The following is a 19,810-nucleotide window of genomic DNA, read 5'->3' as shown; positions in this document are numbered from 1 at the left end:
TGCCTGACCTTAGAGTCAAGAGGCGCAGAAATTCCAAGGGTCTCAAGGACCTGAGCGCGTCTCCATGCGAGCAAGCTGAATAAGGATTGAATCATGCAAATCCAGGTCAACAGCAGCAACGATTTCGACGGTAACGCCCGGCTCGACCAGTGGGTCCGCAGCACACTGCAGAACTCGCTGGAACGTTACGAAGAAGACCTCACCCGCATTGAGGTTCACCTGCGCGACGAGAACGGCGTCAAGCCCGGACCGCATGACAAACGCTGCCAGATGGAGGCTCGCCCGAAAGGCCACCAACCGATTTCCGTGACCCACACCGCCACTTCGCTGGACCAGGCAGTCGACGGTGCCGCCACCAAGCTCAATCACGCGCTGGAACACTTCTACGGCAAGCTGCGCAGCAAGCGCGGCGTCTTGGAACTGAGTGACCCGGACGCCTGATCGCACCAATGAAAACGCCCGGCCAAGTGCCGGGCGTTTTCATTCAAGGCCTCCCTCAATTCACTATCCTCAGCTTTGGTACGGGGAACAGGTTCTCCAGTGTATTCAGCAAGCGCGCGTGATAAAGCGGCTTGCGGAAAAAATCCACCACCTGCAAGTGCAGTAATTCGCTGACGTCATCCAGCTCAGCCTGCCCGGACACGACAATCACTGGCAGGTGCTGGCGGGCCGTATGGTCGCGCATGCGCCTGATCAAACCGATACCACTTTCCTCCGGCATACGCAGGTCGGTGATGACCAGAGCAACGTCCGGATGACGGGTAAGTTGTTGCAAGGCAGCTTTTGCCGATGTCGCGGTCAAGCAAGCGAAGCCTTCGTTCTCGAGAAGTTCGGTCAGCTCCAGCAAAGCGTCCTGCTCGTCATCCACCAAGAGGATCTGCTGGCGCGGGAAAGCGTTCGAGTTCGACATGGCGTTGGCTCCTGCTCACCGGTCAAAGGGCATCTTTGATCGTGGTGAAGGTGGTGTTGACGGCCGTGGAGATGTCCCCGACGAAGGCGGCAAGCACCACTGCGACCATCGTCGCGATGACCGCATATTCGATACCGGACGCACCGTCCTTGCGATGCAGGAAGTTCATGCAGTGCAGAATGAACAGTTTCATGTCTCAGCTCCTTGCGGCACATGCCGGCGATTGCGATATCAAAGTGACACCCATTTGCCATCAAAGAATTGCCAAGCTGAGGCGGACTGCAAATGTATTAAAGGATTAATTACAAAGTATTATCTCAAGAGGATTAACACCCGCAAAATTGCTAACTGTCTGTATTGCCTCGACTTAATCACACGCCCCCCAAAAAAAACCTCTCACGCATGGCAAATGGCGATGACTGCGCTACCGTTCTATAGCGAAATGATGACTTTTTGACATCAGTCGATGCGTGCAGGGAGGCCGAGATGAGCAGTCGCTTGACCCTATGCCTGGCTGCGTTCTTCCTGCTGGCAGCACTGTTGGCAGGCTACTGGGGTGTGGTGCTGAGCCGCCCTGCGACTGCGCCCGCACCGGCTACCCCTACGGCCCAACAACCGATTGCAGCCATCGCCCCACCGCCCACCACCCCACCGGAGCCACCGCGTACTGCCGTTGTCGTACTGCGCAAGGCTTTGCCAGCCAATACGCCGGTCACTCAAGACGATGTGCTGATCGAACGCCTGCAGGTTGCCCCCGCAGGGGCCTACCAGCAAACCGCGCAGGTAATCGGGCGCACCAGCGCCAGGCCGCTTGCAGCAGGCACCTGGCTGGATGAGTTCAGCTTCCAACCCGGCGGGCCGCTGGCGCGGATGATCCGCACCAGCGAGCGGGCCGTGGCAGTCGGAGTGGACGAAGTGGTCGGCGCCGCCGGCCAACTGCGCCCGGGCGACTACGTAGACGTATTGCTGTTCCTGCGTGAAGAGCCGAACAACCCGCAATCCTCCGCCCAGGTGGTGCTGCCGGCCTTGCGCGTACTCAGTGTTGGCGAGCAGACGGGCCTGGCCAACGACGGCCGCCCGGCGCAGACCGCCGAAGAGCAAAAGGCCCGGCGCGAACAAGCCAGCCTGAGCCATGGCATGGGGACGCGCACCGTGGCGCTGGCAGTGCCCGAGGCCTTGGTCAGCCGTTTGATGCTGGCTGCCCAGGCCGGTACGTTGCGCCTGGCCGTGCGCAGTGCCGATGAACAACGCCTGGCGCGGTACTGGAACGAACCCGATGCCAAACCGCAGGTCGACGCCGCCAACCGCGAACTCTACCGTTTCAGCCAGCTATCCCAGTCGCCGGTGGCCAACGCTGCCAGCCTGGCGACCAGTAAACCCAAACCCGCCATGCACATCATCCGTGGCGCACAGGCTGACGATACGAATAAAAACCCCTGACCTGGCAAGGATGCAGCGATGCGTAGTTCCTTTTTGAGACAAGCATGTTGTACCGGGCTGCTGGCCGTGCTGTTGCCCCAGGCCCAGGCATCCGGCAAAGGCTGCGAGGCGTTCAATCAACTGCCCTCGGTCATCGAGATAGACCAGGGCCTGCAGCAGGAACTGCGCCTGCCACTGGCGATCAGCCGGGTTGCCGTAGGCGAACCCAAGGTGGCTGATGTGCAGGCCAGCGGAGAGCGCGGCGTGGTGATTACCGCGGTGGGCCAGGGCAATACCACCCTGATGCTGTGGACAGCATGCGCCCCGTCACCGCACCGGGCCATGGTGTTCGTCAAAGGCCGGGCCAGTGCCGACATGGCGCAAGACAGCTTTTTGCCGTCGCAGGATGCGCAACTGATCAGCCAGGTGCAGGCCGACATCCGTTTCGTGGAAGTACGCCGCACCAAATACAAGGAGGCCGGTGCACGGCTGTTCTTCAAGGGGTCGAACAACAGCCTGATCGGCTCGCCGGGTACCGTACCCGGCACTTCCGTCACCCCCGGTTCGGTCCCGATCGCAACCCCATCTATCCCCCTCGACGACACCGTCTTCAACATCGTCTGGGGCGGCGGCAGCAGCCGCTTCCTGGCCATGATCAACGCTCTGGAAAACAGCGGCTTCGCTTATACCCTGGCGCGCCCGAGCCTGACCGTGCTCAGCGGCCAGACAGCAAGCTTCCTGGCAGGCGGTGAAATTCCGATCCCGGTGCCCAGCGCAGGCAGCGACAACGTATCGATCGAATACAAAGAGTTCGGCGTACGTCTGGCGCTGACACCAACCATCATTAGCCCAGGCAGGATCACACTCAAGGTGGCGCCAGAGGTCAGCGAACTGGACTACAACAACGTGGTAACCATCGCCGGCACACAGGTGCCGGGTTTGACGGTAAGGCGCACCGACACCAGCATTGCCCTGGCCGATGGCGAAAGTTTCATCATCAGCGGCCTGGTCAGCAACAACACGCGTTCCGCAGTAGACCGGCTACCCGGCCTGGGCAGCCTGCCGATACTGGGTGCGTTCTTCCGCAACTCGGCCATGCGCCGCGAAGAAACCGAACTGCTGATGATCGTCACTCCACACCTGGTCCAGCCCCTGGCGGCCAACGCACGGCTGCCAGAACTGCCGGGCGAGAACCTGCGCAACTACGACCCCAGCTGGGGGCGCCTGTTTTTCCTCGAAAACGGCAACTTCGATGGCAAGGGCGGATTATCCCAATGAACGAGAGCCTGAACCCCACCTTCCTCGCCATCACCCGCAACGAAGAGGACCTCCACTGGCTACAGGGCGCACTGGCGCCGCAAGGCCAGGTAATCGGGACCAGTGCCGGCAGCCTCGACGAGTTGCTGGCACTGGTCAATGCCACCTACAGCAACCTGATGTTCATCGGCCTGGACCGCGAACAGCTGGTCAGCCAGTGCGCCTTGATCGAGGGGGTGCTGGAGGCCAGGCCGATGTTGGCAATCGTCGCCCTCGGCGATGGCATGGACAACCAACTGGTGCTGCATGCCATGCGCGCAGGCGCCCGCGACTTCGTCGCCTATGGCTCACGCGCCAGCGAGGTGGCCGGGCTGGTGCGGCGCCTGGGCAAGCGCATGCCGACGGTGGCCAGCAACCCCAGCCTTGGCGGGCTTACGGTGCTGTTCGGCATACAAGCCAATGCGGACGGGGCATTGCTCACCACCCACCTGGCCCGCGTGGTGCAGGAAAGCGGCCAGCAAACCCTGCTGCTGGACCTGGGCCTGCCGCGTGGCGACAGCCTGGCGCTACTCGGCCTGGAGGCTTCGTTCTTCTTCGGCGACGCCCTGCGCCACTTGCGCCGCCTCGACACCACACTGATCGACAGCGCATTCACGCGTGACAAGAAGGGCTTGCGCCTGCTGACCTACGCCGAGGCCGATGAACCGCTGCAACAAACCAGCGCCGCCGAGCTGTACATGCTGCTGAGCGCTTTGCGCCAGCACTTCCAGCACATTGTCGTGAACCTGACCGGGCATGCCGACAGCGAAGCCCTGCGCACGTTGGTGAGCCATTGCGACAAACTGATTGTCTACACCGACCAGAATATCCTCGACTGCCGGCGCAACCTTGAAGTGCTCGACCTGTGGCGTGACAACGGCATGAAGCTGGAACACGCCAGCTTGCTGGTCGACCGCTACCTGGGCAACGTTGCCCCCGACGCCGACACCCTGGCCAAACGTTACGGGCTGCCCTTGCTCAAGGCCATCCCTTGTAGCCCCGAAGTACGCCTGAACGTGAAAAACCAGGGCCTGAGCCTGTTCGAACTGGCCCCGCGTGAAAGCCTCACTCAAGCCCTGCGCAGCCTGGGTGAGCGCCTGGCACGGCGCTCGGAAAACCTCGCACCACCAGGCTTCACCTGGCTGCGTCGGCTTTGGGGCAACAAATGAGCAATGACCAACCCTTTGGTGGCCAGCAACACGCCTCGGGCGACCCCTACGCGCTAAAGCGTGCCCTGCACCGCTTTGCCATCGACGCCATCGAGGACAGCGGCCGCAACCTGCTGGAAGGCGCGCGGCCAGCGCTGACCCAGTTCGTGCTGGAGCAGGTGGGCGATTACGTCGCGCGCCTGCACCTGGCCATGTCGCGCTACGAAATGGAGCGCCTGGCCGAGGAGCTGGTGGATGAGCTGACCGGTTTCGGCCCGCTGGAAGTGTTGCTGCGTGACCCCACCGTCACGGAAATCCTGGTCAACGGCCCCCACCGGGTGTTCGTGGAGCGGGCGGGCCTGCTGCAACAGACCGACCTGCGCTTTATCGACGCTCACCATGTGGAACGGGTGATGCAGCGCATCCTCGCACCGCTCGGCCGACGCCTGGACGAATCCTCGCCAATGGTCGACGCGCGCATGCCCGACGGCAGCCGGGTGAATGCGATCATCCCACCTGTGGCATTGGACGGCCCGTGCCTGTCGATCCGCAAGTTCCGCCAGGACATGCTCAAGAGTGCCGACCTGCTGGCCACCCGCGCCATCGACCAGGCCATCTTCGACTTCTTCGAGCGCGCCGTGGGCAAACGTTGCAACATCCTGGTCAGTGGCGGTACCGGCACCGGCAAGACCACCCTGCTGAACATCCTCAGCCAGATGATCGCGCCCCGCGAACGCCTGGTGACCATCGAAGACGTCGCCGAACTGCAACTGCACCACCCCCATGTGGTGCGCCTGGAAACTCGCCCGCCGAATGCCGAAGGGCATGGCGAAATCAAGGCCAGCGAACTGATCCGCAACGCCCTGCGCATGCGCCCCGACCGCATCATTCTGGGCGAGATCCGCGGCAGCGAAGTGCTCGACGTGCTCACGGCGATGAACACCGGCCACGATGGTTCGATGAGCACGGTGCACGCCAACTCCGCGCAGGATGCGCTGCTGCGCCTGGAAACCCTGGTCGGCCTGAGCGGTCGGCAGATTGCCGAAAAGACCTTGCGGCAAATGGTCTGCGCGGCGCTGGATGTGGTGATCCAGCTGACCCGCCTGCCCGATGGTCGACGTTGCGTCAGCGAGGTGCTGGAAGTGATCGGCGTGCGCGATGAGGTGTACGTGACCAACACCCTGTTCCGCCTCGATCGGCGCGGCGGCGATACCTTTCTGCGCGAAGCACCTAACCCGGCGGGCAGCAAGCTGCGCGCAGAGGGCGTGCTGTGACCGGCCCCCTGCTGCTGGCGCTGTCCCCGCTGTTGATGGGCGTCGCCCTGCTGCTGTTGCGCCGCGGCCTGTACAAGCGGCAAGAAGAGCGCATCCTGCAACGCCTGGGGCGGGCGTTCAGCATCGTGCGCAATGGCACCGCACGGCGCGAATGGCTCGACGCGCTGCTGCAGCGCGCTGGCTTGGGGGCTGGCGACATCGAGCCACAGCGCTGGTTGCTGGCGTGGCTGGGCGTGGTGGTGCTGGCGCTGATCACCGCCGGCTGGGTGGCCGCCTTGATGCTGCTGGTCGGCCTGCCAACCCTTGCGTACCTGATCCTGAGCTGGCAAAGCCGCCGGCAGATGCGGCAAATCGTCGACCAGTTGCCTAGCCTGCTGGACTACAGCGTGCGCAGCCTCAAGGCCGGCCGCACGCTCAATGATGCAGTGCTGGGCGGTATCGACAGTAGCCGCGATCCCCTGCGCTCAGCCATGGCGCGTGTGCGTCGCAACGTACAGTTGGGCGTGACGCTGGAGGATGCTGTGAGCGAGCTGGCCGAACTGCACAAACAGGACGAACTGCGGCTGTTCGCCCTCGGCTTGCGCATCAACCAGCGCTACGGCGGCAATGCCAGCGAGCTGATGGAAAACCTGATCAAACTGATCCGCGAGCGGGAACAAGGGGCGCGTCAGCTCAAGGCGATGACCGGCGAAACCCGCATCACCGCAATCATTCTCGGCTCGTTGCCGCTGGCGATGGTCGGTTACTTCCTGATGGCCAACCCGCATTACCTGCTGACCATGTGGCAGGACAGCAGCGGCCAGATGATGCTGTTGCTGGCCTTTGCCCTGCAGGTGCTCGGCTGCCTGGTGCTGTGGCGAATGATGAGGAGCCTGTGACCATGGCCTTGCTGATCTGCACTTTGTGCCTGTTCATCGCTGCCTGCCTGTTTGGCCTGCAGGCTGTTCGCCAATGGCGCGCACGAGTACTGGTGGCCCGACGGCTGCAAGGGCGGCTGACCCGCGACGAGCGCCTGGGGGACTGGTTGCACTGGCTGGGCAGCAGCCCGTGGGGGCAGCGCCTACAGAGATTCGACGGCGAAAGCCAGGCCCTGCTCGAACGTATCGGCTGGCGCCGCAGCCGCCAGCGTGCTCTGTTTGCCGCTGTTCAGCTGGGCCTGCCGCTGCTGGCCGTGGCAATGACGCTGCTGCTGCAACAGGTGTTCAAGGGCAGCGCCGCAGCCGGCTGGTTGGTCTGGCCATCGTGCGCGCTGGGCGTAGGTTACCTGCTGCCCAAGCGACTGCTGGCCGTGGCTGCGGCACGTCGCCAGCAGCGCATTGCAGAAGAAGTCAGCCTGCTGATCCCCTTGCTGCGGATTTTATTCGAGACCGGCCTGGCCGTTGAACAGGCACTGCGCGTGCTGAGCCAGGAAGGCCGGACGCTGATCCCGCACACCAGCGCAGAGTTGCGCCAAGTGCTGCAGCGGGTGGACTCAGGCATGGCGCTGGGCCCGGAGCTGGAAAAGGTCGCCCAGTTGCTGGCTGTGGATGAGTTCACCGATACCTGCGTGATCCTGCGCCAGTTGCTGACACAGGGCAGTGGCGCGATGAAGTCGTTGCAGGCACTGAAGGCGCTGCTCGACGACCGTCGCCTGACCCGCCTGCAAGAACGGGTGTCGATGATGTCGGCAAAGATGTCGGCAGTGATGATGGTGTTCCTGTTCCCGGCCTTGCTCATTGTCCTTGCCGGCCCGGGTTTCTCTGCATTGGCGCGGGCGTTAAGCCCATGAGGACTGATTGATGAAGACAATCCTGTTGTGCGCAAGCCTGGTGTTGTTGACCGGATGCGCCGGGCAGCAGCCGGAAGGCCTGCGCCAGTTGTTCGCTACCGCCAGTTGCAGCAAGCCAGACGCCGACCAGCAACTGTCACTGAACCTGGCAGACGAAATGCTCAACGACGGGCGCCCGCACGCCAGCCTTGCCCACTTGCAGCAACTGCCGGACACCTTCGAACAGGTTCGCCTGCGCAAGGCCAAAGTGTCACGGCTGCTTGGCCTCGGCGAAGCCGAGCCCTTGTACCGCAGCCTGCTTGGCGGTTGCCTGGCCGCCGAAGGCGAACATGGCCTGGGCCAATTGACCTCAGCCCGGGGCGACGACGTCCAGGCCCTGCAGCACCTGCAACGCGCAGTACGGCTTGCGCCTACCGACGAACGGGTGCGCAACGACCTAGGCGTGGTCTTGATGAACATGGGGCGCTATGAGCAAGCTCGCTTCGAGTTGCTGACGGCCATTGAACTGAAGGACGACAACACGCTGCCTGCTGTCAACCTGGTGACCTTGGCGCTGGTGCAGGACAACTGGCAACAGGCCACCGACCTGGTATACCGGCTGCAGCTCAAAGCTGGGCAGTTTGCCGAAGCCCAGGCGCGGGCCAGCAAGATCAAGGCCGGCGGCCGAGGCCCGATCGCGTCGACCAGGGCCCAGGACATGATGGTCAATTGATACGCGGAGGTGATCATGATCAGGTATGTGATGGTACTGGCCTGCTGCGTTGGCAGCGCGACGTTACTGGCCGAGGAAAACCCGCACCATCCCCCTCTGGACGAGACGGCGACCGAACGGCTGCTGCGCTTGCAGTCCAGCGGTGAGCAGGCATCCAGGCACCTGCAGGTGCAAACCGCGCGGGAGCGTGACCAGTCCATGCAGCGCTGGCTGGATACCTACAAGTACGAAATCCCCGACTTCTACCGCTGGACAAAGATGGCAGAGCGAAACAACTGACTCGCTGACTTAGCGGGGGCTCTGTGGGCTGGGCAATCGCCTACAGATTCTTTGCATACCTTGAAGATGTTTAGCCAACCCAGGCCAGCGAAACGGCAAAGCCTGCCAGCAAGCAAGGCGCAAACGGCCTTTTCTCCCCTGGCTGGCGTGACCTGCGCCGTACCATTTGCCATACAACCATTGCCACACCAGCGCCAATGAACGTGCCGAGTACGTGGTCCAGGCTGGTGCCCAGGGCAAGCGCGCCGAGCAGCTTGACGTCGCCAGCCCCGAACTGGCCGAGCATGTAGCCGGGCAGCGTCAGTAGCAGGACGATGACGAAAGCAAGCGCTGCATCGCTGCCCTGAGCACCTAGCCAACTGTGCCCGGTGGCCAGCAACCAGGCCAGCGCACAGGCAGCAGCCCCCAGCGTCAGGACATTGGAAATCTGCCGCTCCCAGGCATCCTGCCCAGCGCACAACACCAGCCAGACAAGCACTGCAAGGCTATGCATAGGCAAATGGCCATCCCTGTTCGACGATCGGTTCTATGCTGTTACTCAGGATTCATGGTCAGGGTAGACGCAATCATGAAAGCAGGCCCGGCAAAACGGCAAAAAGGCGCAGCGGCCATTGAGTTCGCGGCCGTATTCATGATCTTTTTCGCGGTGTTCTACGGCCTGGTCAGCTACACCCTGCCCATGCTGATGCTGCAGTCATTCAACCAGGCCAGTGCCGAAGCCGTGCGCCGCTGCGTGGCCCTGGACCCGGACAGCGCCAGCTACAGCGCCGATGTGCAGACCCTGGCCCACCAGGTCATCAGCCAACAGTTGCAGTGGATACCCGCCGCGTTCGACTTCCAGCCCGCCAGTGATACCCAGGTGACCCTGGGCGCCGACAAATTGCTGACCGTGACCATCAACTACCCCAAAACGAAACTGAACAACGTGCTGCCTATGCTGGTACTGCCGCTGATCGGTGAGGTGCCGCGCCTGCCCGATCGCCTAAGGGCCGAAGCGAGCTTGCAGCTATGAGCGGCTTGTTCGATCGCTGGCTGGGCGACCAGGCCACCGCGCAGGTAGCGCCCACCCCGCAAGCGGTGGGGCTGCAACTCTGGCTGGATGACCTTGGGCATGTGTTGCGCCTGGCCGGTCCCCTGCGCACGGTGCTGCCTGCGAGTTCGCACAGTGCCCCCCGTGTGCATGACTACCTGCAACGGCACAGCTGGCTGGTACTTGAAGGCCCCCCTGCCGACTGGCAGGGGCAACCGCTGGACCTTGACTTCACGACCGTGCACGGCCGTCCCCTGCACACCCGCGGCTGGCTCCAGCGGCAGGCAGACGGCTGGCTGCTGCAATTGTTCGATATCGGTGATCTGCTGGGGGAACTCGAGCAACAAGACCACCGCCTGACGCAACAGGCGCTGGCAGTGGCGCTTGGCCGCGCCCTGCGTGACTGCGACGAAGAACGCCTGATACTGACGGCCTCCGAACAACTGAAGCACCTGGCCGAGCACTGGCATGCCGGCTCCCTGCGCCTGATGCTGGCGGGCGATTGCGGCTGGTACACCTACACTTGCAGCGACAACGACTGGCCCTGGGCCGATGACGAGCGCTTGCGACCCTGGCTGCAAACGCTACCGCCACGGGGTCGAGAAGTGGCTGCTGGAAACTCGCTGTTGCAGCCATCATGTGCCGGCTTGCCATTGCTGGCCGTGCCCTACCTGCACGGCCATACCGTGCAGGCCTGGTTGCTGTGCGCAGGCGCGCAACGGCCACCGGCGAGCGAAACGGTCGCAGCCCTGCTGCAAGCGCTGATCGAACCCCTGCTCAGTCGCCTGCGCCAGCACCAGTTGCGGGAACGTTCACGCCACCTGGATGAACTGCAACAGCAACTGGGGGCAGGCTGGTGGTCATGGCCTCTGCAAGGGCCGCTGCAGTTCGACCCGGCGCTGGCCTTGCGCCTGGGCATACCGACTGAGGCCACCGCCGAGCAATGGTTGGGCCGGGTGCACCCGGCCGATCGTGAAGCCGCACGCATGGCGTTGGAACAACTGCGCGCAGGCATTGCTTTGAACCTGAACCTGCGCCTGCTGCCAGCCAACAGCCTGGCAAGCCCGCGCTGGCTACAGTGGGCAGGCCAGTTGCAAGGCCATCAGGTTCAGGGGTTTGTGCTCGATATCAGCGCGTTGAAGGACCAGGAACTGCAGGCCGGAGCCGCGCGCGCCCGGCTCGAAAACCTGATCGCCAGCTCGCCCGCGGTGATTTACATCCAGCGCTATGCCGAAGGTGCACTGCACAGTGAATTTTTCAGCGCCAGCCTGATGCCATTGCTGGGCTGGCCCAGAGACAGTGACCTGGCGCGCCACCCTGCTCAGGCAGTGCATCCCGACGACCACCCGACGTGGCTCGAACGCACCCGCACCCTGCTGCGCGATGGCCAGGTGCGCAGCCGCTACCGCCTGCGCGATCACCTTGGCGCCTACCACTGGATACTGGACGAGGCCCGCCTGCTGCGTGACGACCTGGGCCAGCCTGTGGAGGCTGTGGGGCTGTGGCTGGACGTCAGCGAATTGACCGAAACGGCCGAGCGGGTGCGCCAAAGCGAAGAGCGCTACCGGGTGCTGGTAGAAGACTCGCCGGCCATGATCTGTCGCTATCGCCCAGACCTTGAGCTGCTGTTTGGCAACCACCCGCTTGCCGAACAGCTGGAATGCACGCCGCAACAATTGACGGGCATGAACCTCGGTCAGTGGCTGTCCGACAGCCAGCGTGCGGCCTTCCTCCAACGCCTCTCGATGTTGACGCCGACCCAGCCGTTGGCCAGTGCTGAAATCTGCCTGCAATTGCCCGGGCGCCGAACATCCTGGTGGGTGTGGGCCGAGCGTGGCCTGTTCGATGAGCACGGGCAGTTGCAGGAAGTGCAGGCGGTGGGACGCGACAACACAGCAGTACGCCACAGCCAGCAACAACTGCTACAAGGGGCCAAGATGGCCACGCTGGGCGAATTGGCTACGGGCTTCGTGCATGAAATCAACCAGCCGTTGACTACCATGCGCCTTGCGCTGGTCAATACCCTCAAGCGCCTGGAAAGTGGCGTGGTCGATGCCGAGTATGTGGCGGGCAAACTGCAGCGGATCGATGCCCAGGTCGATCGTATTGCGCGCTTGGTCGAGCATCTGCGCACCTATGGGCGCCGGTCCGAGGTCGAACAGCAAGTGTTCGCCGCCTGGGTGGCGGTGCAAGGTGCGCTGGGGTTGCTGGCTGAGGGGTTGGGCAGCAAAGGTGTAGCCTTGCATATCGAAGAGCCAGAACTGTGTCCGGAAGTACTGGGCCATGAGGACCAGCTCGAACAGGTCCTGATCAACCTGCTGGTCAATGCCCGTGACGCGCTGCTCGAACGGCGGGTTGCCAGGCCGCGGATCAGCGTGAGCCAGCGCGTCGAGGAAGGGCACCTGTGCCTGGTGGTGGAAGACAACGGCGGCGGCATCGAGCCACGCCTGCTCGAACGCATCTTCGAACCATTCTTTACCACCAAGGCCGCCGGAGCGGGCACCGGCTTAGGCTTGTCGGTAAGCCACAGTATCGTCGAGGCCATGGGCGGCAGGCTGGAAGCACACAACAGCAACGAAGGTGCGTGCTTCCAGGTTTGGTTGCCCGTCTACAGCGCCAACTGAGCACGGCCGCCGGAGCAACTGAGGTTGGCCCCGACCTCGGCATTGACCAGGTCTATGCCGAGGACCTTGAGTAACACATTGACCAAGGGGTCGAGCAACGGGCTGAGCAGATTTTTGATCAGGGGTTCGACGATGCCTTTGACGCCGCCAAGGACGTTGCCGACGATTACCAGTACTTCGCCGAGGCCACTGTTGGCGGTGGGCTTGTAGGCTTCCAGCTGTATTCCCAGCAGCGTGTCGGTGAGGCTGCCGACAACGTTGTTGTTGGCGGGTTGCATGCTCTGGTAAGCCGAGGGAAGGCCGATGTTCGGTGGCGTGCTGTTGGGGGCCTGGAACACCAGCGGGCGTTCGACCGCTCCGCTGCCCAGCAGCTTGCTGTTGACGCGCAGGCCTAGACCGCCTGCGGCAAAAGGTATACGAGCCAGGCAAGTGCCGATACCCAAGATCTGGCTACAACGCTTGGTACCGATATCTACCAGCGGCAGCGGTTTGACCACAGTAGTGCCACCAGTGAAGAACGCATCCACCGACTCAAAACGCCCAACCGCCACCTTGGCGGCTGAACTCTGAGTCTGTGTCGTCAAACGCTTGGGTGAGCAACTGAAGGTTTCTGGCGATAACGGGTTGAGCCTCGTCGTCGCTTCTGCCACCTCAAGACCGATGTCCAGCGACAACCTATCCGGGACCAGGATTATATCGGTGACAGTACATGGCACGCCGACCAGGCATAGCACCGATTGCAATGTACTGGCGAGGTTCAGGCTGAGCAGATTGTTAAGCACACTGGTTATCGGCCCGACGAGGTCCAACACTGCATTGAGCAACCCAAGCACCGAGTTGAGCAAAGGCAAGTCCAACGAGATCATCGCCCGCACCTGAGCGGTATGCACCCGCAACTCATCTGTACGCGGGTCTCCCACCGCAGAAATCTGCTGGGGTTCGATCACCTTCAGCCGCACCCGACCATTGACCAGCCCCAGCACGTTGATTGGCAAGTCCACCGTTGCTGCACTTTCGCTGACCGCCAGCTGGATTACCCCCTGCACCAGTTGCAGCAACTGAATACTGGCATCCAGCCCGGCCTGCGCCGTGCCGTTCTGAATATCGAGCAAGTCCCCAAGTTGCAGCAGCGTACTGTTGCTGGCGCCCAGTGCCACCTTGCCCAGATTGGTTACCACATCTGCCGCCGCACCGCTCTGCTGCAGTACCTTTACCGCTGCTTGCAGCAACTGCGTAGCAGTGGCGTCGGCAGTGAGCAGTTGCTGATAGTCGCCTGCCTTGAGGTCAAGTTCGACGGCCAGTTGGTCAAGGTAGCTGAGCAGATTCAGCTGAGTACTGGCGATGCCTTGCCAGCCGGCCACATCAAGCTGAACCGCACCGCCCAGTGCGCCGAGCAGTGCATTTAGCAGAACCGACTGCCGCGAGTCGACGGTCGCCAGCGTGGTACGAATACTCAACATAGCCTGCGGCGGCAGGGGCGACGATGCCACCGCATGTGCCTGCAAGGTTGTGGTCAACGGCAATCCACTGCCCTGCGCCAACGTGTAGACCCCCGCAGCAACACTGGTGGGCACCGTGTTGCTCACATCCACCCGGATGGCTTCATTGCGATCGTTGTCACTGGTGAAGGTACGCAAGCTGTTGGCGCCGGTCTGCAGGTACCCGCAACTGGCCGTGAGCGGGTTGCTGGCCGCATGGCCGTTGCGTGTGGCGGCAGTCCGGGCAATCACGGTGGCTTGGGGGCCGCTGCCGGTACACACGGCAAACTGGCCTGCCGCCTCCAGCGCCGACATGTCGGCAATGCGCTGCAGCTTGCGCTGCTCAAGAAAAAGCCGGCCGCTGTCGATCACCACCAGCATGAACAACAAGGCAAGGCCCAAGGTAACCACCGCCATGAGGCCGATTGCGCCACGCTGGCGGGCTGCAGATGAGGGAACCACGGGCACTCCTTTGCCGGCCATTGGCCATGCGTCGCGGCTGCGATTCCAGGAGTGTAGTTGCGATAATGGCCAATTGCCTGCCAGGAACCAACCTGATGGTGGCCGGTCAACTTCAGCAGATACCTTTTTACAGGCACCCAGCCATGAACAACCCTTTCGACCGAATCAGTGCTGCATTCGCCCCCGAATACCGGGTCAACCTGAGCATTACCAACCTTGACGGCAGCATCATGCTAACCCTGTCCGACGACGCCGGCGTGGTCGCCAAGCGCCTCATCACCCAGGCCCAACGCAACGACCCGGTGCGCCTGCAACGGGTGATCGACAGCATCCGCCTGGGCCTTGCGATCGAACTCGGCCAGAACCCCATGCAAGTGCTGGCCGCGCTGACCCGTGACGTCCGTCACGAGCCGCGCCATTCCGTTGCCAACTGAGGGCTACTTGCCCTCCTCCACTGCCTTGCCGTTGGCGTCCAGCACCTTGGTCGAGGGGTAGCGGTACGAGGCGTAGCGCACCACCAGGATCGAGAACGCCAGCAGCAGGATGCCGCCGCACAGGTACAGCAGCCCTTCGTCCGGTGCCTTGTGGTGCGAAACATCGCCGATCAGCAGGCGAGTGAGCGCGGTGATTGCCACGTACAGCAGGAAGCGGATCGGCATGTGGTTGGTCTTGAAGTAGATCCCCACCATCGCCCCCAGCTCCAGGTAGATGAACAACAGCAGGATGTCATCGACACTGATCCCGCCCTTGCCCAGCATGTCCAGGAACGTCACCACCGCCGCGTAGGCGGTGATCGCGCCAATGCCGAACAGCGCCAGGTAATGGAACGCCTCGACGCACAGGTTGCCCAGCGAGTCGGCCGAGCCGTGCAGGCCCTTGCGCAGTTTTTCTGCCCATTTGATGTTCACGATGTTCCATTCCCCGATACGTCTTTAAGGATGATGCGTCGCTGATGTGACGCTTGTGCCATGCAGTTAAAGGGCCAAGCCCCTGTCTTGGAAGGCGACCGATTGCCGCAAGGCACCTTGAGGCATGGCGCATTGCAGAAATGCACGGCCGTGCTTGGGGAAAAATCAGATTTAGCCCCTTCCTTGTAGGGCATTTCCCAAAGATACTCTGGCCGCCTGTTTTCCATTGCGGCCGTTTTGGCAGCGATCTAGTCTCGGCGGGTCGCTGCATATCAGCGATCGGCTTTGACAGGCCGCGATGAGATACTTTGCATAGCTTTTCCCTTTATGGTGGCTGTGCATGGGGCACGTTCGCGTGCGCCGGTTCTGGTATCCGCCGGTCTGTCAACCTGTGCACAGCTGCCACCTACCTGTTTGACAGCAAGTGGGGAGCGGCCCCAAAAATGGATACCAGAGCATGCTGAAAATAGTTCCCGATCCACCCCACACCCCCCATTCCCTCGAAGACACCCTGATCCAGGCCACCGACTACGCGTTGTGCGCAGCTACCGTGGTGCATCAGGCGTTGCTGCTTCAGCCCAAGTCACCGGTTTCGATCCTGATGATGACCTCGATGCATGAGCTGGAGGCGCTGCGGGCTCTGCTTGAGTCGGCACTGGTTCAGGTGCAGATGCCCGCTGAGCCCAGGACTTCGCACTAAGGCTGGTTAATGCGCCGGGGGGCCGGCCTCTTCGCGGGCTCGCCCGCTCCCACAGGATCACCACAGCCTCAAGACTTGCACAGTACCTGTGGGAGCCTGTGGGAGCGGGCATGCCCGCGAAAGGGTCGGCCAGGCACTAGAGAAACTTCAGGGGATTGAACAATGACAACAGAAGACACCCAATTCACCGTCGGCAAGACCACTTTCTATCAAGGCGAAAACAGCACCCATCCACTGTTCCGCATCGAGCCCGGCATCCCCTGCAGGGACGCCCGCGAGCAGTCGTCGGAATTGATGGGCTATGTGCGGGAGTTGACCATCACTGGCCTGATGGAGGAGAAACCCATGATGATCTGGGCCGCCCATTATCTGAGTGCCATGGCCAAGGCGCTGATGGATGATGCCGAGTTGGGTATGAAGCCGTGAGGATTTCGCTTCAGGTTGGATGAAGGCCTCTATGTGTTTGCCGCAGCAGTTTCAGCGCCTGTGAGATCGAGCGCCGCGCGGGCGGCGCTCGATCTACGCAACACCGCAAAAACCAAGGCAGGCGCCTTGCCGCCCTGACACAATCGGCCGTAGACCCCCTCAGAAAAGCTTGACCGCCAACAGAGCATCTACATCTACAGCGCATGTCTTGAGCCAGGCTGCTTTCCTTGCGATCACGTGCCTGACGCAAAATCCAGCCGTTAACGCCCCCGTAGGAGCGGGTTCACCCGCGAATAGGCCGGACCTGCCGGCCAATATCCCCCCGACCATTCACCGTCGCAACCGCCACCGCATTCGCCCGGTCTATGCCACGCTACAATTTCTGCTTGCGAACCAACCAGCATTGCCATTACTGTATATAGATACAGTAAACCGCAACACAACCAGCAAAAAGGCATAGAGGTGATGAATGGCCGTCGAAGTGGTGTACCGCAGCAGCCGCGACCCGGAGCGCTTGTTCATGGATAAGGCCGAAGCAGACCGTCACGACAAAATGCTCGAACTGGCCGAGCGCCTGGCCGAGGTGCTGCACAAGGCGGTGCCGTCGCTGACCGAGCAGCAGGTCGAGGAAGCCGGTATCTACATGGCGAAGAACCGCGATGTGTTCGCCCGGGCGTTCAAAAGCCAGCCGGATGCGTTGTCCGAGTTGCTTGAGGATGCTGCTGCCGAGTGATCTGGAGGTGTGGGAGCAGGTTTACCCGCGAAGTGGCCCACAACGCCATCATCACCTTCAGCCATACAACAACCGTTCCGCCAACATCTGCGCCACCCTTGCCGGCGAACGCTTCTCCGCCTGCGCATGGCCAAACACTTCGGTCAACCGTGAAGGGATACGCGCCAGGTGCGCAGTAATGGTGCCCTGGTCTTCGCCACGGTGGGTGAGTGCCACATAGATCAGCCCACCGGCATTGATGACGTAGTCAGGTGCATACAATATGCCGCGCGACTCCAGCTGGTCTGCCACCTGCAAGGTAGTCAGCTGGTTGTTGGCCGCCCCCGCCACTGCCGCACAACGCAGTTGCATCACGCTCTGCCCGTTCAGTACCGGGCCCACGCCGCAGGGGGCAAAGATGTCGCAAGGGGTACTGATCAACGCATCGTTGGTCACCGGTTTGGCATCGAACTGCTCCATCGCCAGCCGCACCCGCCCCGGGTCCAGGTCGCTGACCAGCAGCTCTGCCCCCACCGCATGCAATTGCTCCGCCAGTGCATAACCGACATTGCCCAACCCCTGCACCGCTACCCGCAAGCCTCTCAGGTCATCGCTGCCCAGCCGGAACGAGGTAGTGGCACGTATGCCCGCGAACACCCCCATCGCCGCATGGGGCGATGGGTCGCCCGAGGCAGTGGTGCTGGTTACATGGGGTGTGCTGTGGGCAATGCAGTCCATGTCCAACGTCGAGGTGCCACTGTCCACGGCAATGATGAAGCGCCCATGCAAGGTATCGATGAAGCGGCCAAAGGCCTCGAACAGCGCGGCGCGGTTTTCCACATGCGGGTTGCGCATGATCACCGCTTTGCCACCCCCCATCGGCAAGCCGGCCAGTGCTGCCTTGTAGCTCATGCCCTGGGCCAGGCGAATAGCATCGGTCATGGCGCTTTCGTCATCGGCGTAAGGCAGGTAACGACACCCACCCATGGCAGGGCCCAACTGCTCACTGTGGATTGCCACAACGGCTTTCAGGCCCGTAGACGGGTCATTGAACAGGTGCAGTGACTGGGTACGGGTGCTTTGCATCAGCGCGAACATCGACCGGCTCCCCTACGAGGTGCTCCTTCCAGTATAGGCACGGCCTCGGCGTTGACGCCGCCGCCGGACCACTGGACGAAACCACGCGCCACGGCTAATACTCAAATGTGTGTGGAGATGCCCCATGAAGCCACGTCAAGCCTGCCTGGCCTGCCTGGAACGCGAGCCTGTCGACCTGCTGGAAGCCGCATTGTGGATTGCCGCCGAGCACGACCCTGGTGTCGAGCCCGCGGCCAGCCTTGCTGCGCTGCACGACCTGCAGCGCGAGATAAGCGCCAACCTGCCGATGCTGCCGCTGTGCGAACTGGCCCAGCCACTGCTGCGCCAGCTTAATGCGCTGGGCTTTCAGCAGGATGAATACCACCCCTTGCGCCCGCATGCAGCGATGATGGACAAGGTATTGCAGCGCCGCCGCGGCCAACCACTGACCCTGGCCATCCTCGCTTTGGAACTGGCCAGGCGCCTGTCCATACCGCTGGAGGGTGTGGGCTTCCCTGGCCATTTCCTGCTGCGCGTGCCGGGTGCCGACCACCTGCTCGATCCCTGCGGCGGCCGGCGCCTGTACCCCAGCGACTGCCGCGAGTTGCTGGCGCGCCAGTTCGGCCCGCACCAGGCGCTGACAGCAGAGCACCTGCGCAGCGCCAGCCCGATGCAGATGCTGCAACGCCTGTCACGCAACCTGCGCCAACTGCACATCAGTAATGACAACCACCTGGCGGCGTTGATCGATGCAGAGCGGATCATGCAGTTGGGCCCGGTACAGGTGAGCGACTATATGACCCGCGCCTCGCTCTACCATCATCTGGATTGCCCGCAGGCCGAGCGCTTCGACCTGGAGCATGCGTTGCTACTGACGGAAGACCCGGTCCAGCGCCTGAAGCTGTCCGAGCAAATCGGCAAGCTTCCGGCGGCGAACCGTTCACTTCACTGAGCCGGGCTGTCCGGTTGCTGGGCGGGGTGGGCCTTGGTGAACGCCGGGTGCGCGGCCGCCAATGCGGCAACCCGCAGGATGCGTGGGAAGCTGTGGAGGTCGATGTTGAAACGTTCGGCCGCGTACAACTGCGGGATCAGGTACACATCCGCCAGCCCTGGTGTGTCGCCAAAGCAGAAACCGTGATCGCCAATCAGTTGTTCCACTGCCGCAAGCCCCTGGGTGATCCAGTGGCCGATCCACTGGTTGACCTGCCCTTCGTCCTGACCGGCCTGGCGCAGCCGGTTGAGCACGCTGACGTTGTGTAGCGGGTGAATGTCGCAGCCAATGATGGCCGCCACCCCCCGTACCTTGGCCCGTGCCTCGGCTGTGGCCGGCAGCAACGCAGGCTGTGGATAAACCTCTTCCAGGTACTCGATGATCGCCGGCGACTGCACCAGCACCTCACCACCATCAGTGCGCAAGGCCGGTACGCGGCCCTGCGGGTTGACGGCTACATAGCCCTCACCGCGCTGCTCACCCTGCAGCAGGTTGACCGGCAGGGACTGGTAAGCCAGCCCCTTCAGCGCCAGGGCAATGCGCACCCGGTAGGACGAGGTGGAACGGTAATAGGTGTACAGCTCCATACCCCTGCC

Annotated in this window: 23 protein-coding genes; 16 read left to right on the top strand and 7 right to left on the bottom strand. The window is 62.6% G+C overall.

Going from position 1 to position 19,810, the window contains the following annotated elements:
* Nucleotides 1–93 precede the first annotated feature (93 nt).
* The gene (locus tag ACYCCG_RS21975) at nucleotides 94–441 is read left to right on the top strand and encodes an HPF/RaiA family ribosome-associated protein (protein WP_176682561.1); all 348 of its coding nucleotides are present in this window, start codon (nucleotides 94–96) and stop codon (nucleotides 439–441) included.
* 55 nt (nucleotides 442–496) lie between these two features.
* On the opposite strand, the gene ACYCCG_RS21970 is transcribed toward ACYCCG_RS21975, so the two are convergent.
* Both ACYCCG_RS21970 and ACYCCG_RS21965 read right to left on the bottom strand, forming a co-directional pair.
* Nucleotides 497–910: a response regulator gene (locus ACYCCG_RS21970; RefSeq protein WP_176682560.1), complete on the bottom strand. Its 414-nt coding sequence runs from the start codon at nucleotides 908–910 to the stop codon at nucleotides 497–499.
* Nucleotides 911–932: 22 nt separating this feature from the next.
* Nucleotides 933–1,103: a Flp family type IVb pilin gene (locus ACYCCG_RS21965; RefSeq protein ID WP_176682559.1), complete on the bottom strand. Its 171-nt coding sequence runs from the start codon at nucleotides 1,101–1,103 to the stop codon at nucleotides 933–935.
* 293 nt (nucleotides 1,104–1,396) lie between these two features.
* Here ACYCCG_RS21965 and cpaB point away from each other — a divergent pair, with 293 nt between their 5' ends.
* The 8 genes from cpaB to ACYCCG_RS21925 are packed head-to-tail and all read left to right on the top strand — an operon-like array spanning nucleotide 1,397 to nucleotide 8,806.
* Nucleotides 1,397–2,350 carry a Flp pilus assembly protein CpaB gene (cpaB, locus tag ACYCCG_RS21960; RefSeq protein ID WP_176682558.1) on the top strand — a complete coding sequence of 318 codons (954 nt, stop codon included), beginning with the start codon at nucleotides 1,397–1,399 and terminating at the stop codon, nucleotides 2,348–2,350.
* A gap of 18 nt (nucleotides 2,351–2,368) precedes the next feature.
* Nucleotides 2,369–3,607 carry a type II and III secretion system protein family protein gene (locus ACYCCG_RS21955; RefSeq protein ID WP_209963553.1) on the top strand — a complete coding sequence of 413 codons (1,239 nt, stop codon included), beginning with the start codon at nucleotides 2,369–2,371 and terminating at the stop codon, nucleotides 3,605–3,607.
* Entirely contained in the window at nucleotides 3,604–4,794 is a 1,191-nt protein-coding gene (locus ACYCCG_RS21950) for a pilus assembly protein (protein WP_209963551.1), read from the top strand. The genes ACYCCG_RS21955 and ACYCCG_RS21950 overlap by 4 nt, the downstream gene beginning before the upstream one ends.
* Nucleotides 4,791–6,047 (top strand): CpaF family protein, encoded by a 1,257-nt coding sequence (locus tag ACYCCG_RS21945; RefSeq protein WP_176682555.1) that lies wholly within the window; start codon nucleotides 4,791–4,793, stop codon nucleotides 6,045–6,047. Before ACYCCG_RS21950 ends, ACYCCG_RS21945 begins: the two co-directional genes overlap by 4 nt.
* The gene (locus ACYCCG_RS21940; protein WP_459671755.1) at nucleotides 6,044–6,925 is read left to right on the top strand and encodes a type II secretion system F family protein; all 882 of its coding nucleotides are present in this window, start codon (nucleotides 6,044–6,046) and stop codon (nucleotides 6,923–6,925) included. The genes ACYCCG_RS21945 and ACYCCG_RS21940 overlap by 4 nt, the downstream gene beginning before the upstream one ends.
* Nucleotides 6,926–6,927: 2 nt before the next feature.
* Complete coding sequence (locus ACYCCG_RS21935) at nucleotides 6,928–7,815, top strand: type II secretion system F family protein (protein ID WP_176682553.1); 888 nt, start codon at nucleotides 6,928–6,930, stop codon at nucleotides 7,813–7,815.
* Nucleotides 7,816–7,825: 10 nt separating this feature from the next.
* Nucleotides 7,826–8,527: a tetratricopeptide repeat protein gene (locus ACYCCG_RS21930; RefSeq protein WP_209963544.1), complete on the top strand. Its 702-nt coding sequence runs from the start codon at nucleotides 7,826–7,828 to the stop codon at nucleotides 8,525–8,527.
* A gap of 15 nt (nucleotides 8,528–8,542) precedes the next feature.
* Nucleotides 8,543–8,806 carry a DUF3613 domain-containing protein gene (locus ACYCCG_RS21925; protein ID WP_176682551.1) on the top strand — a complete coding sequence of 88 codons (264 nt, stop codon included), beginning with the start codon at nucleotides 8,543–8,545 and terminating at the stop codon, nucleotides 8,804–8,806.
* Nucleotides 8,807–8,876: 70 nt separating this feature from the next.
* Here ACYCCG_RS21925 and ACYCCG_RS21920 read toward each other — a convergent pair whose 3' ends face one another.
* Nucleotides 8,877–9,299 (bottom strand): prepilin peptidase, encoded by a 423-nt coding sequence (locus tag ACYCCG_RS21920; protein ID WP_209963542.1) that lies wholly within the window; start codon nucleotides 9,297–9,299, stop codon nucleotides 8,877–8,879.
* A gap of 75 nt (nucleotides 9,300–9,374) precedes the next feature.
* On the opposite strand from ACYCCG_RS21920, the gene ACYCCG_RS21915 reads away from it, so the two are divergent.
* Together ACYCCG_RS21915 and ACYCCG_RS21910 are read left to right on the top strand one after the other, a co-directional pair.
* Complete coding sequence (locus tag ACYCCG_RS21915) at nucleotides 9,375–9,818, top strand: TadE/TadG family type IV pilus assembly protein (protein WP_209963538.1); 444 nt, start codon at nucleotides 9,375–9,377, stop codon at nucleotides 9,816–9,818.
* Nucleotides 9,815–12,460: a sensor histidine kinase gene (locus tag ACYCCG_RS21910; protein ID WP_209963536.1), complete on the top strand. Its 2,646-nt coding sequence runs from the start codon at nucleotides 9,815–9,817 to the stop codon at nucleotides 12,458–12,460. Before ACYCCG_RS21915 ends, ACYCCG_RS21910 begins: the two co-directional genes overlap by 4 nt.
* Here ACYCCG_RS21910 and ACYCCG_RS21905 read toward each other — a convergent pair.
* The gene (locus ACYCCG_RS21905) at nucleotides 12,445–14,400 is read right to left on the bottom strand and encodes a TadG family pilus assembly protein (protein WP_459671753.1); all 1,956 of its coding nucleotides are present in this window, start codon (nucleotides 14,398–14,400) and stop codon (nucleotides 12,445–12,447) included. The two genes, ACYCCG_RS21910 and ACYCCG_RS21905, sit on opposite strands and share 16 nt — an antisense overlap.
* 143 nt (nucleotides 14,401–14,543) lie before the next feature.
* On the opposite strand from ACYCCG_RS21905, the gene ACYCCG_RS21900 reads away from it, so the two are divergent.
* Nucleotides 14,544–14,834, top strand: coding sequence for a DUF3509 domain-containing protein (locus tag ACYCCG_RS21900; protein WP_176682547.1), 291 nt, complete (start codon nucleotides 14,544–14,546; stop codon nucleotides 14,832–14,834).
* A gap of 3 nt (nucleotides 14,835–14,837) precedes the next feature.
* Here ACYCCG_RS21900 and ACYCCG_RS21895 read toward each other — a convergent pair whose 3' ends face one another.
* On the bottom strand, nucleotides 14,838–15,308 hold the full coding sequence (locus ACYCCG_RS21895) for a phosphate-starvation-inducible protein PsiE (protein WP_003251685.1): 471 nt from the start codon (nucleotides 15,306–15,308) through the stop codon (nucleotides 14,838–14,840).
* Between the two features lie 457 nt (nucleotides 15,309–15,765).
* Here ACYCCG_RS21895 and ACYCCG_RS21890 point away from each other — a divergent pair, with 457 nt between their 5' ends.
* The 3 genes from ACYCCG_RS21890 (at nucleotide 15,766) to ACYCCG_RS21880 (ending at nucleotide 17,167) form a co-directional block, all read left to right on the top strand.
* Entirely contained in the window at nucleotides 15,766–16,008 is a 243-nt protein-coding gene (locus ACYCCG_RS21890; RefSeq protein WP_020191460.1) for a hypothetical protein, read from the top strand.
* A gap of 162 nt (nucleotides 16,009–16,170) precedes the next feature.
* A complete protein-coding gene (locus ACYCCG_RS21885; RefSeq protein ID WP_176682545.1) occupies nucleotides 16,171–16,434 on the top strand; it encodes a DUF3077 domain-containing protein in 264 nt (87 codons plus the stop codon).
* Nucleotides 16,435–16,903: 469 nt separating this feature from the next.
* Nucleotides 16,904–17,167, top strand: coding sequence for a YebG family protein (locus ACYCCG_RS21880; RefSeq protein ID WP_176682544.1), 264 nt, complete (start codon nucleotides 16,904–16,906; stop codon nucleotides 17,165–17,167).
* 57 nt (nucleotides 17,168–17,224) lie between these two features.
* On the opposite strand, the gene ACYCCG_RS21875 is transcribed toward ACYCCG_RS21880, so the two are convergent.
* Nucleotides 17,225–18,244, bottom strand: coding sequence for a Leu/Phe/Val dehydrogenase (locus ACYCCG_RS21875; RefSeq protein ID WP_209963531.1), 1,020 nt, complete (start codon nucleotides 18,242–18,244; stop codon nucleotides 17,225–17,227).
* A 124-nt stretch (nucleotides 18,245–18,368) separates the two neighbouring features.
* Here ACYCCG_RS21875 and ACYCCG_RS21870 point away from each other — a divergent pair, with 124 nt between their 5' ends.
* Nucleotides 18,369–19,175: a SirB1 family protein gene (locus tag ACYCCG_RS21870; RefSeq protein ID WP_209963528.1), complete on the top strand. Its 807-nt coding sequence runs from the start codon at nucleotides 18,369–18,371 to the stop codon at nucleotides 19,173–19,175.
* On the opposite strand, the gene maiA is transcribed toward ACYCCG_RS21870, so the two are convergent.
* A complete protein-coding gene (maiA, locus tag ACYCCG_RS21865) occupies nucleotides 19,169–19,801 on the bottom strand; it encodes a maleylacetoacetate isomerase (RefSeq protein WP_209963526.1) in 633 nt (210 codons plus the stop codon). The genes ACYCCG_RS21870 and maiA overlap by 7 nt on opposite strands.
* Nucleotides 19,802–19,810 lie beyond the last annotated feature (9 nt).

Source organism: Pseudomonas sp. VEM90 (assembly GCF_054611535.1).
This window is presented reverse-complemented; position numbering and strand designations above follow the sequence as displayed.